Source organism: Floridaenema aerugineum BLCC-F46, from assembly GCF_041929345.1.
Lineage (GTDB): Bacteria > Cyanobacteriota > Cyanobacteriia > Cyanobacteriales > Aerosakkonemataceae > Floridanema > Floridanema aerugineum.
Genome location: NZ_JBHFNQ010000197.1, coordinates 1 through 15,472, shown reverse-complemented (window position 1 = coordinate 15,472; position 15,472 = coordinate 1). Strand labels below are relative to the sequence as shown.

Here is a 15,472-nt window from a genome sequence, read left to right as displayed (position 1 = left end):
TTATGCCCATTCTAATGAGTCTTTGTCGGCTGACGAGAGTTTGTGTAGTTGCGGTTTTAAGTAGGCGCAAATAAATAAAGTGATAATAGTTATCTAAGGATAGGGGCCCACCCCACAAGAGTTTCAGCTTTGTTGTGGGGCGGGCAGGATGCCCACCCCACAAGAGTTTCAGCTTTGTTGTGGGGCAGGCAGGATGCCCACCCCACAAGAGTTTCAGCTTTCTTGTGGGGCGGGCATCCTGCCTGCCAAGGTTTTCACTTTATTTACATCTACCTACTTAGCCCAGCAATTATAATATCTCTGCCAATAAACTCCACAAAGATAAATCAGTAAAATCCGGGATAACTTTAAACGCTCCCAGATCATAAAGCTTTTGTGGATCGTGAGTAGAAGCAATACCAATTGTCCGAATTCCTGCACCCACAGCAGAACGAATTCCCGAAGGTGAATCTTCAAAAGCTAAAGCTGTTTCTGGCGTAATATTTAATCGTTCAAGAGCCAATTTATATATAGCAGGATCGGGTTTTCCCTCTCTTACATCTGACTCAGCTACAAATACAGCATCAAAGATTTCAGCTAATTCTAAAATTTCTAACATGAAATCTACATTTTTCCGGGGTGCATTGGTAACTAATCCAGTTTTTAACCCCTGTTCCTTTGTCCAATCAAGAATTTTTTCCAGTCCGGCTAAAGGTTTCAAGGAAGGTGCTAACTCCCGGAAACGTGCTTCTTTATCTTCGGCAAACTTTTCCCCCTGTTCTAAACTTAAATGAGGCAATATATCTTGAATAATAATTGGATTTAACCGCCCACTAATCCGAGTTTGGTAGAAAACATTATCAATTTCTAATCCATGACTTAATAACATTTCTTGCCAAGCTTGGAAATGCAAAGGGTCAGTATTGACCAAAGTTCCGTCTAAATCAAATAAAATTCCAGCTAACATAATCCTTCGATTTCAGATTCGTAACTTATCATATCACGGTTCGTTGTAAACACTGCGCTAACGCGCCGTTATCGCTAACAGTGTTCCCCTATTTTAAATTAAACGACTGAAGTCGATACAACAAACTTACAAATATCATCTTTTAGGGGGAAACGATCGCCAACCATACCAAGATACCCTGAATTAGTAACTTTGTAATCTAACCAACATTAAATCCATGAATAATCCACTAATCCGAATTGTGTTGTTTGCTTTGTTACTCTTATTTCTGATTTATCCCTTTGGTGCTTTAAGCGGTATCATGCTTTTCCTGATCGGAGCAGCTTTTCTGTGGACAGTTTGGGGTATAGTAGAAGCGATCGCAGGTAATAAAACTTCGGACGATCGATCCTAAACAAGGAGTTAATTATGGGCTTGGGTTTACTCGCTGACGGTCGATGGATTTCAGAACGAGAACAAGAAGACTCACAAGGCAAATTTATTCGTCCAGCAACCACTTTCCGCAACCAAATTACAAGTGATGGTTCAAGCGGTTTTAAAGCAGAAACAGGACGTTATCATTTGTATATTTCCTGGGCTTGTCCTTGGGCGCATCGTACCGCAATCATGCGAAAATTGAAAGGTTTAGAAGATGTAATTAGTCTTTCAGTTGTACACCCAGTAATCGATCAAAATGGTTGGGAATTTTCTGAAGAACCTGGATGTATTCCCGATACTGTTAATGGTAAAGATTATCTTTGGCAAATCTATCTGAAGGCAGATGAAAAATACGAGGGACGAGTTACAGTTCCCGTACTTTGGGATAAGCAAACGGGGGCGATCGTAAATAATGAATCCCGTGAAATAATTAAGATATTTGATACACAATTTCAGGATTTCGCTAAATCAGATTGGTACTTTTATCCTGAGAATTTGCGGGAAGCGATCGACCAAACCATTGACAAGATTTACCAACCAATCAACAATGGCGTTTATCGCGCTGGATTTGCCACTAGTCAAAGCGCTTACGAAGAGGGAGTAACCGATTTATTTAACGCCCTCGATTATTGGAATGAAGTCTTAGGAAAGCAAAGGTATTTGTGCGGAGAACAAATCACGGAAGCTGACTGGTGTATGTTCACTACCTTACTGCGTTTTGACCCGGTTTACTACGGTCATTTTAAATGCAACTTACGCCATATTTGGGATTATTCAAATCTCTGGAATTACCTAAAAGAACTTTACCAAATTCCCGGAGTCAAAGAAACCTGCAATTTTGACCACATCAAACGGCATTATTACATCAGTCACAACAAAATTAACCCAACTCGCATCGTTCCCAAAGGGCCAATTATTGACCTTGACTCACCGCACGATCGCAGTTAACTCACATCTTGCACCAGTCCCAACACCCGCCTGCGAATCAATTCGCAGGCTGATAGCGAAAGTCCTCTAAAGAGGACTAAATATTTGCAATTCTTATGCTTTCTTTCAGTCCACTTCAGTGGACTTGAACTATTAGCCTGCGAATTGATTCACAGGCGGGCTAAAACTCCCAGTCCCCAATCCCGCACATTACGAGGTATACTCGTAAAATAGAGAGCCTTTTTATTTGCTGGTAATTTCCTGGGGCTGGAATTATGACATCCTATGTAACCTCCTCTGCTAGATCCGAAATGAGTGAATTGCGGCGTTTGAAGAGTCTGTTGCCGCCAGAAATGCAGAGTTGGGTCACGGTTGAGGGAACGACTGAAATCAATCCACCCCTGATCCGCTGTGAAGAAATCGGTAAAGATCAGGTAGAGATTCAAATTGATTTGGTGCGCTGGGATCAGCTGGCGTTAGATCAACGTAATTTGGTATTTTGGCACGAAGTTGCTCGGATTCAAAATGATACGATTCCGAAAGATGGTTGGGAAATGGCGGCGTTAGCGATCGGTTTAGGTGGCGCTGTCGGTGAACTTTGGGTACAAGATGGTTTGTTGTTATTGTTAGCGTTGGCGCTGTGCGGTGTTTCCGGTTGGAGATTATATCAGAAAAACAACGGGGAACGCACAATTAAAGAAGCGATCGATGCTGATGAAAAAGCGATCGCCCTCGCCACCCGCTTTGGCTACACACTCCCCAACGCCTACAAAAGTTTAGGTAGTGCTTTAAAAACTCTCCTCGATCAAAGCAACAACAAGCGCCAACGCAGTCGCTACGAAGCCAGACTGCAAGCTTTAAAACGTAGCGCCAACAAAGCAAAAGCAAAAGCTAAAGCTGAACGTGGCGAAGAGTTTTAATTAGGGGACTAGGGACTGGGGAAGTTTTGAGCCTCTATGCGTAGGGTGCGTTAACGCCAGTGTAACGCACCATCCCACGATATTTAGTATCAGTGCGTAAACTGAGATCTTGCACCATTGTCAACAAGGCTTGAAAAACCGGGTTTCTTTACGAAAAATTTAGGGTTTCAGGTTTAGCTATTTGCAAGAAACCTGGTTTTTAGCCCTGGTGCAAGATCTGAGTAAATCCTGTTCATTTGGTTTCAGCCCATTTGTAGGGGCGGGTTTAGAAAGTATATTTTGTTTCTCACAGATAACCTCACAACAAAACCCCTTATTTAAAACCTTCTGCTTTCTAAAAAACTGAACATTTACTGAACATTGACAGAACTTTCCTGTAACGACAAAGACTCCTGCATCAACGAAACTGAGATTAGTTGCAAGGAGTCTTCTTATGTCAGTACTTATTGATAACCCAATCTACCATTCATTAAACGGTAAAAATACTAAATCCAGCCTCAGCCAATATTTGCAAGGAGTGCAACATTTTGGCATTACCGTTGATGATATGGAAAAAGCTTTGGAATTTTATGTGGGTATTTTAGGGGGGAAAAATGAATTTGCTAAGTTGTTGGAAGAAGAATGTCAAAGACGAGGTTTGACTGAAGTAGTAGTTAACAAAGTCATCACCGTTAACTCGGAAGCAGAGAGGAAAAAAGCGGGATTGCACTATGCTAAAACTGTTTTCCCTCCCGGTGATTTCGACGGTTGGGCATTATTTTACTGCAAAGGGCCAAATGGCGAACAATTAGAATTTAACCAAGTAACTCGTACAGCTTTGGCTAATTTTAAAAGAGCGCAACAAGAGTACAACCAAGAAGTAGGGAGAGACTTTGTTTGGGCTTCTAATGCTGTGCAAGGTAACGCATCTTTTAATAATAACAATGCTAATTGGGAATGGCCTCATACAAAAAAATGGCCTAAATTTTCTGGTTCTAAAATCGACATTCTCAAGCAATTATTCTTGGCTGGAGAAGCGATGAACATTAACAATTTTGTGCAGTTTTTTACTGAAGATGCTGTTTACCAATTTGGTAATTTTCCCGTAGTTTATGGACATCAAGGAATCAAAGATTCTTCTATGGCTTTTTTGGAAAATTGCGAAGGTTTACATCATCATTTAACAAATATGTGGCAACTTTCGGAAGAGTTGGTGATTGTAGAAATGGAAAATACTTATGTTCGTCATGATGGCAAAATTATTACTTTGCCTTGTGGTGATACTGTACGCTTCCGAGGCGACAAGATTTGTGACATGAGAATTTACATGGATATTGCACCTCTATTTTCCGAATGAAAGTTTAGTTAAGGGTAGGGATGGTGCGTTACGTTATCACTAACGCACCCTACATTTGAATTAGGAGAAAAACAATGAATGTAACACAAAATCCAACGCAAGTAGCCTTTGAAGTTCGGGACAGATTAGAAATAGCTGATGCTGTATATCGTTTTGTTGCAGGTATTGACTTTAGCGATGAGGAATTGTTTGTCTCTGCATTTGCACCAGATGCTATTGTTGATGTGACATCAAATAATAAAATGTGGGGAACTGATTATCCAATTTTTGAGGGGCGCGATTTGATTGTTCAAGTATTTAAAAATTCGGTCTTTTCTCTTGATACAACGCACGCTGTCAGCAATCCTCGCACTAAAATAAATGGTGATACTGCTACGCTTCATACTATTACGGAAGCGCAACATTTTCCTCCTGGCGATCGCACTAGACACTGCTTGATCAAAAGCCATTATCACGTCGATCTTGTGCGCGATCGCACTCGCTGGGTAATCACTCGTTTAACTATTAATAGCGTTTGGTTTACGGGCGATCCAAAGATTTTAATTGGCGAATAATCTATCTTTTGGTAGTTGCGATCGCCAATTTAATTAATAACTAAATAAATTTGCGCCTCAACTCAACTTTTAGCGATAATTACGGTACGACCAGTTAAATCGTAATTATGGAAATCCTCGACCCATGATGGAATTTGAGGAAGGATTAAAAGTTGCAGACGAGGCGCTTTTTACTAAGGTTGGGAGAAGATTAACCGAGGTAGAAATTGCCATTTTACAAGGTTCTTGGCAAAGTCTAACTTATGAACAAATTTCCGATGTTAGTAGCTATTCTGTAAGCTATCTCAAGCGAGATATTGGGCCAAAATTGTGGAAATTGCTGTCAGAAGCGTTGGGTGAAGAGGTGAGTAAAAGCAATTTTCGACCAGCTTTAGAACGGAAATGGCGATCGCTTTTAACCACACCTACAATAACAAACTTTCCTGTCACCAATTCCCGCCAAGATTGGGGAGAAGCAATTGATGTGTCTATTTTTTATGGTCGAAATCCTGAATTAATTACATTATCGCAATGGATTTTACAAGATAAATGCCGATTAATTTGTTTGTTAGGGATGGGAGGAATCGGAAAAACTGCTTTATCAGTAAAGTTAGCCCAGCAAATTAAAGATGAATTTGATTATGTGATTTGGCGCAGTCTTCGCAACGCCCCACCTTTAGAAAATTTGCTGAATGAATTAGTTTTGTTTCTCTCTAATCAGCAAGATAACAAAGCTGAATTATGTCAACTAGTACAATATTTGCGTTCTCATCGTTGTTTAGTAATTTTGGATAATTTAGAGACAATTTTAAATGCTAATCGTGCTGGATATTATCGATCGGGATACGAAAACTATGGCGAATTAATACAAGTTATTGGCGAAACTGCACATTCAAGTTGTGTAATTCTTACTAGTCGGGAAAAACCTGCGGAAATTGCTACCTTTGAAGGAGTAGAATTAGCAGTCCGTTCCTTTAGATTAAATGGATTGCAAGCAGAAGCGGAAAAATTATTTACTGCAAAAGGCTTATTTGGTAACGATGTTGATAAACAAAGGTTAATTGAATGTTATGGGGGGAATCCTTTAGCTTTAAAAATTGTTTCTACTTCTATCCAAGACTTATTTGATGGGAATATCAGCGAATTTTTAGCCCAAAATACACCGCTTTTTAATGGTGTCCGACGGCTTTTAGATCAGCAATTTATCCGTCTTTCTGCTAGCGAACAAACGGTAATGTATTGGTTGGCAATTAATCGAGAATGGACGACTGTTTCCGAGTTTTACGAAGATATTTGATGGACAAATTCTCGCTACCAGTAGTGGAGATGCTACTGTAAAAATTTGGGATATCAACACAGGAAATTGTTTGCACAGTTTTTCGGGACATATTAGGATTTGGGATATAAATACAGGTGAATGTTTACATAATTTGCCGGGACATACTGGTTGGGTAACTTCTGTAACTTTTAGTCCTGATGGTCAATATTTAGCTAGTAGTAGTATGGATAAAACCATTAAAATTTGGGATATTGCTACTAATAAATGTGTCAAAGATTGGCAGGTACACACAAATTGGATTTGGTCAATTTCTTGGAGTCCTGACGGTCAGAAGTTGGCTACTGCTAGTCTAGATAAAATAGTGAAAATTTTGGATGCAAATACAGGTGAATGTTTAAAAACTTTTTTCGGTCATACTAATTGGGTATGGTCAGCGGTTTTCAGTCCTGATGGTAAAATTTTGGCTAGTAGTAGCAGCGATCAAACTGTCAGAATATGGGATATAGATACAGGAGAAAGTTTAAAAGTTTTTCACGGGCATACTAATCAAATATTTGGGGTAAGATTTAGTCCTGATGGTAAACTAATTGCTAGTGCTGGGACCGATCAAACAGTGAGAATTTGGGATCTAAATACAGGTGAATGTATGAAAGTTTTACCTGGACATACTAATCAAATACGTACTTTGGCTTTTTCTATTGGGGGAAATGCGATCGCCAGCGGCAGCGCCGACGGAACTATTAAAATTTGGGATGTGCAAACAGGCGAATGTTTAAGAACTTTACAGGCAAAAAGACCTTATGAAGGGATGAATATTGCCGGAATTACTGGGTTAAATGAAGCAGAAAAAGCTACACTAAAAGCTTTAGGTGCGGAAGTTTATTCTTCCTAAACCAATCTTATTTGATTTGTGAATAAGATTTTTTTTGAACCAGCTAAAATAACAAATAATTAATCACAGGTACTATTTATGTCTTGGAGTCGCAGAAATTTCCTTTTTTCCGCAGGTTTAGGTGCAACTGTTACCACTCTTGCTAACAGCATTCACAGCGATAAAACCTCAGCAACCGAGAGTGTTATCAATTGGAAAAATGTCCGCAGCTACTTCAATCTTGACCCTAATTATATTCATGTTGCGGGACTTTTAATTGCTTCCCATCCTTTACCAGTTCAGAATGCAATTGAACAACATCGTAGCGCCCTTAATGAAAATCCTGCCGTTTATGTGAAAGAAAATAACCCTGCTTTAGCCGCAGCAGTACGCCAAGCAGCAGCAAATTATATGGGAACACAACCGAATGATATTGCTATTACCGACAGTACCACAATGGGAACGGGATTAGTAATTAATGGGTTGGAAATTCGCCCAGATCAAGAAATGCTAATCAGCGAATCTGATTATTATTCAACTCGTGAATCGTTGCGTTACAAAGCGGCGAGAACTGGTGCAACAATTCAAACAATTTCGCTGTTTCGAGATATTAACACAGTTTCGGAAGCGGAAATAGTTGATAGTTTAATTAATGCAGTTCGTCCGCAAACAAGGTTAGTAACAGCAACTTGGGTGCATTCTAGCACTGGATTGAAAGTACCAGTTAGGCAAATTGCCGATCGATTAGCTGAGATTAATTCTAGCAGGGGAGAGAGCGATCGCATAATTTTCTTCGTTGATGGAGTGCATGGTTTCGGAGTAGAAAATATCACCATGAATGACTTAAATTGTGATTTCTTTAGCGCCGGAACTCATAAGTGGATGTTTGCGCCTCGTGGTACAGGAATAATTTGGGGAAATCCTCGCAGTCAAGCAGCAGTTACCCCGACAATTCCTAGCTTTTCTAGAGGTGCAGGTTGGGGCGGTTTAATGTCACCTGGGGGTTACAAACCCTTTGAACATTTATGGGCAATGGCGCAAGCTTTTGAGTTTCATCAACAATTAGGAAAAGCTCAAATTACCGCCCATATTTACCAACTTAGCCAACAATTAAAAGCAGGATTGGCGAAAATGTCTCACGTCATTCTTTACACTCCAATAAGTCAAAATCTTTCCGCCGGAATTGTTTGTTTTGATATTGATGGAATGACTCCTGCCCAAGTAGTAGAACAACTGCAACAACGTAATATAATTGCCACTAAAACGCCTTATTCTCCATCTCACGCCCGTCTAACTCCGGGAATTTATAACACTCCTGAACAAATGGAACAGGTATTAAAGGCAATTTCTGAATTAAAAACCGCAGTTTAATCAGAAATCACCTTTAACTAAATTCATCCTACCAATTAAGATTCTTCTAAAAACTTTTTCACTCCCGGATGATAGTTTAATCCTGCTTTTACCTGACTTTTGGCTTTGGCAATACTAAACTCATTCCAAAAAGTATCTTTAGCTTTTAAAGCTGCGCCTTTAGGATAAACAGCTTTAGCTAAATTGTAAGCTTTTTGGGGTTCAAGAGATTTGTTGACATAAAGAAAAGAAGAAGTAGAAATAGTATTAACTTCTTGCTTTTGCCAAGGATAGGTTTTTGCCGTAATTTTGATTGGTGAATATAGAACAGTATCTCCCACTAACTCTTTTTGATTCTCTTGAAAAAATTGTTGATCGAGCGAAAGTAATTTAATTTTTGCACCTTGTTGAGCATTAATTTTTTTCAGCAAAGGTGCGCCGACAGCAGCAGTGTAAAAAGCCGCATCAAGTTCTCCCTTGCTTACCTTATCAATCCCTTCTGCAACTTCCATTGGAATAATTTGTTCAGCAGTTACATCCAAATCGCTAATTTGATAGAGCAAAATTGCACTAATATAAGTTCCTGATTTTTCTGGCCCTACTGCTACTCGTTTACCAGCCAAATCTTTCACATCTTTGATGTTAGAATTAGGGTTAACAATTATGTGAATTGCTTCATTGTTTATCGGAGCAAAAACATTAATGTTATTTGCTAATTGAGCTAAGTTTTGATCGGTTAGATTGCGGAGTAATAACATAGCATCTTGTTGGGCAAATGCTAAATCAGAATCACCTTTTCCTAGTTGTTCCAGATTTTCTGAGGAACCAGAAGATTCCTTAATATTCAGAGAAAAACCGCTATCTTTGAGACTATTTTGCAATTCACTAGCAGCTTGATAGTAGAAACTATTTTTACCTGCGGTGAGAATAGATATCGCTTCCTGTGCAGTCACAGATTTTTCTAGCACTGAATTGCCCAATATTAGCATTAACGCAGTTAATAGCGCTACAAAGAAAAGCCCGAACAATTTTTTCATTAGAAAAACCCTGGTATTGAAACAATGAAATACAATACATCATATAGTTAATATTTTCAATGACTCGCGTACTAATTTAGCTCTTACAATCTGGAGACTGCAAAACCTTCAATATTTCCCTAACGCGCCTCCCTTGATCCAAAGCAATACAATTCCAGCGCCATTCTTCACTAGAAGGAACTAATCCCGCTAATTGTTTTTTGTAATATTCTTCACGTCTACAAATACCAAACAAACCGCTAGCATCTAATTCACCTTGAGGATTACGAAAACTCTCTACCCTTGCCCAAATATATGCTTTCTCCCCAATTAAACCTTTTTCTAAGACAGCAATTTTAAACTTTTCCGCAAATTTTGGCCCCGCCGAATTAGACTGATTCCATAAATCTGTACCCATGACGATCGCCTTCCGATTTCCCCCCGGATTAAACCCCAAATCAAAAAGATTATTCTCCGTCACAACCGACTGTCTCAACAACGCATTTAAACACAAAAAATCCGCCTCTTCAACCGAAATTTGAGTAGACTTATTCCAACTACAAAAACCACGATTCACAGCAAAATTACCCGGATCGATATGCCCTTGATAAATCGCCGTCGCCCGACAGTCAGGAGTCAAATTTCCCTCCGCTACCCCCACCGACACACTACCCGGAGAAAACTTATTTTTAAACAAATAACGAACACTAATCGGAATCTCACCCGTAGGTTGCAAACTCTCAGCAGACAATCCCCAAAATTCTCTGAATAGAGGTTGTATAATCTCAGGAATAATCACAAAAAATAGGGTACTAACAACAAAAAAACTCACCCCAAAAAACCAACCACTAACCTGATTAATTTGTTTCATTCTCTCAACTCCTCTGCGCCCTATGCGTCTCTGCGGTTAACAAAATCAACAATTCCTCACTAGATCATGAAATCAATCACCTACAGAATACAAAAATGGCTGATTATTTGCACAGCAACTCTGTTCTTAGTCTGGAATTTACTAGGAATACCCAACGCTTTAGCAGCAACTAACCCTGTCAAAACTAACAACGTTCAAACACAATTAATTAGTGAAAATAAAGCCATTCAACCGGGAAAACCTTTCTGGGTAGCACTACAAATGAAAATTCGCCCAGGTTGGCATACCTATTGGCAAAACCCCGGCGACTCTGGTTCAATTACTAAAATTAATTGGCAGTTGCCAGCAGGATTTAAACCTGGGAAAATATTATGGCCCTATCCTCAAAGATTCCCCTTTGGCCCATTAGTAAATTTCGGCTACAAAAACGAAGTTTACCTATTAACTCAAATCACTCCCCCAGCTAATTTACCCACAAATAAACCCATCTTACTTCGTGGTAAAGCTGATTGGTTAGTTTGCGAAAAAGACTGTATTCCCGAAAGTTCTAACATCAGTTTAACTTTACCCATTACCTCAACAACTCCCGCCAAAGATGAAAGATGGATAACAGCATTTGCCAAAACTCGCCAAGCAATTCCTAAACCTGCACCTTGGCAAACTACCGCTACCGCAAATGATACCAATTTAACTGTCACAATTAACGCCCCAGAATTACAATCTGGGCAAATTCAAGCAGTAAGTTTCTTTCCTTTCAAAGATGGAGTAATTAACAACCCTGCACCCCAAAAACTCAACTTTACCAAAGATGGATTAACTCTGAATTTAGAAAGAGGTTATCAACCCAAACTCGCTAGTGTTGATGGTGTTTTAGTAATCCAAGAAAAACTGGATAATCAATCGGTAAGTCAAGCTTTTAACATTCAAGCAAAAATCGGCGCAACAGCACCAAATCCACCAAAAGCAGCAACTACAACTAGCAGCATTTCGGTTTGGCAAGCGATATTTTTTGCTTTAATCGGTGGGATAGTTCTTAACTTAATGCCTTGTGTATTTCCTGTGTTATCTTTGAAAGCTTTAAGTATTGCCCAAACTGCTCAAAAAAGTGCTAAAGAAGCGCGAATTAGTGGGGTTGCTTTTACTGCGGGAGTGTTAGTTAGTTTTGCGGTTTTGGCGATCGCACTCCTCACCCTAAGATCTTTCGGGCAACAAATAGGTTGGGGTTTTCAACTCCAATCACCAATCATTGTTATGCTGTTAGCATATATCTTATTTGCCGTTGGTTTAAGTCTTTCAGGAGTCTTCGTTTTTGGCGCTTCTTTGATGGGTATTGGGCAGAATTTAGCGGCGAAAAATGGCTACACAGGCGAATTTTTTACCGGGGTTTTTGCTACAGTAATGGCAACTCCTTGTAGTGCGCCATTTATGGCAACTGCGATCGGAGTTGCACTTACTCAATCTCCACCTATTGCTGTAGCCATTTTACTAGTATTAGGATTTGGTTTAGCACTACCTTATTTAATCATTTGTTTTGTGCCAGCTTTGCGCCGCAAATTACCAAAACCAGGCGCTTGGATGGAAACATTTTCTCAGTTTCTCGCCTTCCCCATGTATGGCGCTGCTGCTTGGTTAGTTTGGGTGTTAACCCTGCAAACGGGAAGCGATGGTTTAGCAGCGGTTTTAACTGGTTTTGTATTAATTGGTTTCGCTGCTTGGTTGTATCAAAAAGCGCAAACATTACGGAAAATTTGGCGAAGAGTCGGAATTTTTGGGGCGTTAGTTGCGATCGCACTCGCCCTAACTTTAGCACCCATCGCCGGAAATTCTACCCTCAAAACCGCCCAACAAACTACCCAAAATTCCATTTGGCAACCTTACACCACAGAGAAATTGACGGAAATTCGCCAATCTGGTAAACCTGTATTTGTTAACTTTTCTGCATCTTGGTGTATCACCTGTTTAGTCAACGAACGAGTCGCCCTTAGTCAACCAGAAGTGCAACAAGCTTTCCAACAAAAAGGTGTCACATTGATGAAAGCAGATTGGACAAATCGTAACGCTACAATTACAAAAGCCTTAAGTAGTTTTGGGCGCAGTGGAGTTCCCCTTTATGTGTTGTATCCTTCCGGTACAAAATCTCAGGAACCAATTGTGTTACCACAAATCTTAACTCCTGATATCATCCGAAATACTCTGAATCAAATCTAAAAGGAGAATCAACCAAAATGAAAGCAACTAAAAGTTTATTGGGTATCACCACCGGAGTTTTCCTGCTTTTAACTGCTTCTAACGGCGCTATTTCCAATGCAAGTAACTTGACAAATACCGAAAACAAAAATGCTATTCAATCATCATCGGAAATCAGAGTAGCAGCTGCCCGTGTTAATAATCCTGCACCTAATTTCGTCGCCGCAGATACTAACGGCAAAACCCATCGTTTAACCGATTTTAAAGGTAAAGTTGTAGTTTTAGAATGGACTAATCACGACTGTCCTTTTGTCCGCAAACACTACGGTTCTGGTAATATGCAAAAATTGCAAAAAGAACTTACTGGTAAAGGTGCAGTTTGGATTTCTATTATTTCATCTGCGCCCGGAATGCAAGGTTATGTGAGTGCTAGTCAAGCGAATGAATTAACTAAAAGCCGCAACGCTGCACCCACCGCAGTTATCCTCGATCCAGAAGGTAAAATTGGCAAACAATATGGTGCCCGTACTACACCCCACATCTTTGTAATTGGTAAAGATGGAAATGTTGGATATATGGGTGCGATCGACAGCATTGCTTCACCCGATCCCGCAGATATTCCCAAAGCAGATAATTACGTTCGTGATGCCGTCAATTCTTTAATTAGCGGTAAGCCAGTTGCTAATTCTGTTACTCAACCTTACGGTTGTAGTGTGAAATATGGCAGTTAAATGCGATCAATTTTAATCATTGATGAGGAAGTCTAAGCATTAAAACGCCTTGCTTAGGCTTGCTCATTTTTTTTTCTACCACAGATTGGGAAAATTGGTTTTTCCACAAACGAATGAAATGTTCTCCAGATGTTGCTGGAATTTTAACAAAAATTTCAAGTTACAAAGAGCATTTGCCAACAGGAAGTCCGTTAATTAAGCCCGCTCATGTCTTACTTTGCCCATATAGATATGTGGGAAGAGATCAATGAGATTGTTGAATTAGCAAATTGCACTATGAAGCGATAAGTGCAGGAAATGCTGTTCACGCATATCTTCACTCGTACTTAACTGGAGGAAAAACCAAAGTTATTGGTAACTTCTATAAACCTTATCTGCAAGCTCTTAATACCTTGTTACCAAACTTCGGAGACACTCTCCTGTCAGAGCAATTTGTTGTGAGCTTTAAGTATCAGTACTTTGGCAAAATTGATCAATTAGGTTTCTATCGGGAAAGCTTAACTCTTAGTGACCTGAAAACATCTTTGAAGCCTAAGCTTTCTATAAATTGGGTTCAGGATAAAATGATTCAGTTGGCAGCTTATTATATTCCAATTGAAATTCTATATCCTGTTGAACAAGCAGCGTTAATTTATTTAATCAGTGATGGTTCTTGTAATGAATTCCTTTTCAGTCCAGAACAGATGGAATTTTATAAGGAGCTTTGGCTTGAGCGATTGTGTCAAGTTAATGAGATAGCGAGTTCGGCTGCTTAGTAATTTAGTACCCCTAAAATAGAGGAGATACCTGCTTGATACGAATTAGCAAGTCTAAGGTGGAGTCATTGAAGCAGTTTGGTTACAAGCCTCCTGACTTATAATGATGCTATGCCTAAACTGGACTTCATTCATGATGCTGTCAAAAATGCACTCATCAAAGATGGTTGGTTTGTGACCGATGATCCTTACATTATCGTGTATCGAAGAACAAAGCTGTATGCTGATCTCGGTGCTGAAAGTCCTCTAGCGGCTGAACGTGCTGGTCAAAAAATTGTGGTTGAGGTGAAGAGTTTTATCGGTGCGTCCAAGTTACAAGACTTGAAAGAGGCTCTTGGTCAATATGACATTTACCGTTATCTTTTAGAAGAAACAGCACCCGATCGCAAATTATACGTTGCTGTGAGTGCCATAGCATACAAAACTTTTTTCAATCAAGACGTAATTCAACTCATTCTAAATAAACACCAATTGCCGCTCATTGTTGTGGATACAGAATTAGAGGAGATTGTGCAATGGATAAACTAACTGAATATCCGAAGTTATTGAAGCGTATTTTGGCAGAGTATATTGATTTATGTAATCGCCGTCCTAATCCTGAGTTAGAAACTTTTCTCATAGAGGACGATCGCAATGGACATTATATATGGATGAATCTAGGTTGGCAGAATGGAGAACGGATTACAGGAATGACTGTTTATGTCCGAATCCGTGAAGGTAAGTTTTGGATTGAAGAGGATTGGACTGAAGAAGGCATAGCAAATGAGTTAGTTCGTACAGGTGTTCCCAAAGAAGATATTGTATTGGCATTCCACGATCCTAAAACTCGACAGTACACTGACTTTGCCGTAGCTTGAGTAGTTGTTAGGTTAGTTTTCATCCGATCGCTTCATCTCCACTTCACCCCAAAAAAATACCCGCTCAGTTACAGAGCGGGGAAGCGGAGAAACGATTGCATAACCTCTTACCTTATATATGTCTGAGTCATAGTTCATAAAACCATAGACAAATATCTCAGGTCTTATTTTGTAGGTGTTACCCTAACTGGGTGAACTACTACACCCTCTATCCCATTGCTCGCAGAGCGTTTGGGACTGCTTGTAGTCTTTTACTCGTCCCCTTTAGTTGTTGATTATCTCGCTGAGTTAATGTATTGCTTGGGAGCTATCCAGTGGCATTGAAACTTAGGTTCTAATGGTACTAGTGGTTGCTTAGAGTCCCGGGACATTTCACCCTGATAACTCAGGTCATTGATTCTTGAGGGTTAAAGTAAAATAATTGTTAACTATTTTAGCTTATAAATGACTACAAATTAAGTGAAGTTTTACAATAC

General features: G+C 39.6%; 16 protein-coding genes and 1 pseudogene. 14 read left to right on the top strand and 3 right to left on the bottom strand.

The features are described from left to right. Positions 1–289 precede the first annotated feature (289 nt). Entirely contained in the window at positions 290–946 is a 657-nt protein-coding gene (locus ACE1CC_RS25325) for an HAD family hydrolase (protein WP_413273210.1), read from the bottom strand. Between the two features lie 217 nt (positions 947–1,163). On the opposite strand from ACE1CC_RS25325, the gene ACE1CC_RS25320 reads away from it, so the two are divergent. The 9 genes and pseudogenes from ACE1CC_RS25320 (at position 1,164) to ACE1CC_RS25280 (ending at position 8,600) form a co-directional block, all read left to right on the top strand. Further along, complete coding sequence (locus ACE1CC_RS25320; RefSeq protein WP_413273209.1) at positions 1,164–1,340, top strand: hypothetical protein; 177 nt, start codon at positions 1,164–1,166, stop codon at positions 1,338–1,340. Between the two features lie 14 nt (positions 1,341–1,354). Then, positions 1,355–2,311 carry a glutathione S-transferase family protein gene (locus ACE1CC_RS25315; RefSeq protein WP_413273208.1) on the top strand — a complete coding sequence of 319 codons (957 nt, stop codon included), beginning with the start codon at positions 1,355–1,357 and terminating at the stop codon, positions 2,309–2,311. Positions 2,312–2,565: 254 nt separating this feature from the next. Then, a complete protein-coding gene (locus tag ACE1CC_RS25310; protein ID WP_413263707.1) occupies positions 2,566–3,210 on the top strand; it encodes a DUF3318 domain-containing protein in 645 nt (214 codons plus the stop codon). 433 nt (positions 3,211–3,643) lie between these two features. Then, the gene (locus tag ACE1CC_RS25305; RefSeq protein WP_413273207.1) at positions 3,644–4,546 is read left to right on the top strand and encodes a nuclear transport factor 2 family protein; all 903 of its coding nucleotides are present in this window, start codon (positions 3,644–3,646) and stop codon (positions 4,544–4,546) included. Between the two features lie 74 nt (positions 4,547–4,620). Continuing rightward, positions 4,621–5,100, top strand: coding sequence for a nuclear transport factor 2 family protein (locus ACE1CC_RS25300; protein WP_413273206.1), 480 nt, complete (start codon positions 4,621–4,623; stop codon positions 5,098–5,100). 124 nt (positions 5,101–5,224) lie between these two features. Further along, positions 5,225–6,376 carry an NB-ARC domain-containing protein gene (locus ACE1CC_RS25295; RefSeq protein WP_413273205.1) on the top strand — a complete coding sequence of 384 codons (1,152 nt, stop codon included), beginning with the start codon at positions 5,225–5,227 and terminating at the stop codon, positions 6,374–6,376. Then, positions 6,333–6,428, top strand: a pseudogene (locus ACE1CC_RS25290) (hypothetical protein); the annotation flags it as partial. The gene ACE1CC_RS25295 and the pseudogene ACE1CC_RS25290, both read left to right, overlap by 44 nt. A gap of 18 nt (positions 6,429–6,446) precedes the next feature. Beyond that, a complete protein-coding gene (locus tag ACE1CC_RS25285) occupies positions 6,447–7,250 on the top strand; it encodes a WD40 repeat domain-containing protein (RefSeq protein WP_413273204.1) in 804 nt (267 codons plus the stop codon). Positions 7,251–7,328: 78 nt separating this feature from the next. Next, entirely contained in the window at positions 7,329–8,600 is a 1,272-nt protein-coding gene (locus tag ACE1CC_RS25280) for an aminotransferase class V-fold PLP-dependent enzyme (RefSeq protein ID WP_413273203.1), read from the top strand. A 35-nt stretch (positions 8,601–8,635) separates the two neighbouring features. On the opposite strand, the gene ACE1CC_RS25275 is transcribed toward ACE1CC_RS25280, so the two are convergent. Next, positions 8,636–9,616, bottom strand: coding sequence for a TAXI family TRAP transporter solute-binding subunit (locus tag ACE1CC_RS25275; protein ID WP_413273202.1), 981 nt, complete (start codon positions 9,614–9,616; stop codon positions 8,636–8,638). 76 nt (positions 9,617–9,692) lie between these two features. Then, entirely contained in the window at positions 9,693–10,466 is a 774-nt protein-coding gene (locus ACE1CC_RS25270; protein WP_413273201.1) for a hypothetical protein, read from the bottom strand. Between the two features lie 66 nt (positions 10,467–10,532). Here ACE1CC_RS25270 and ACE1CC_RS25265 point away from each other — a divergent pair, with 66 nt between their 5' ends. The 5 genes from ACE1CC_RS25265 (at position 10,533) to ACE1CC_RS25245 (ending at position 14,996) form a co-directional block, all read left to right on the top strand. Beyond that, positions 10,533–12,674, top strand: a complete 2,142-nt coding sequence (locus ACE1CC_RS25265) for a protein-disulfide reductase DsbD family protein (RefSeq protein ID WP_413273200.1) — start codon at positions 10,533–10,535, stop codon at positions 12,672–12,674. 17 nt (positions 12,675–12,691) lie between these two features. Then, entirely contained in the window at positions 12,692–13,384 is a 693-nt protein-coding gene (locus tag ACE1CC_RS25260) for a thioredoxin family protein (RefSeq protein ID WP_413273199.1), read from the top strand. A 269-nt stretch (positions 13,385–13,653) separates the two neighbouring features. Beyond that, positions 13,654–14,139 (top strand): hypothetical protein, encoded by a 486-nt coding sequence (locus ACE1CC_RS25255; protein ID WP_413273198.1) that lies wholly within the window; start codon positions 13,654–13,656, stop codon positions 14,137–14,139. 111 nt (positions 14,140–14,250) lie between these two features. Further along, positions 14,251–14,667, top strand: coding sequence for an element excision factor XisH family protein (locus ACE1CC_RS25250; RefSeq protein ID WP_413273197.1), 417 nt, complete (start codon positions 14,251–14,253; stop codon positions 14,665–14,667). Then, positions 14,655–14,996 (top strand): XisI protein, encoded by a 342-nt coding sequence (locus tag ACE1CC_RS25245; protein WP_413273196.1) that lies wholly within the window; start codon positions 14,655–14,657, stop codon positions 14,994–14,996. Before ACE1CC_RS25250 ends, ACE1CC_RS25245 begins: the two co-directional genes overlap by 13 nt. Positions 14,997–15,472: the final 476 nt, after the last annotated feature.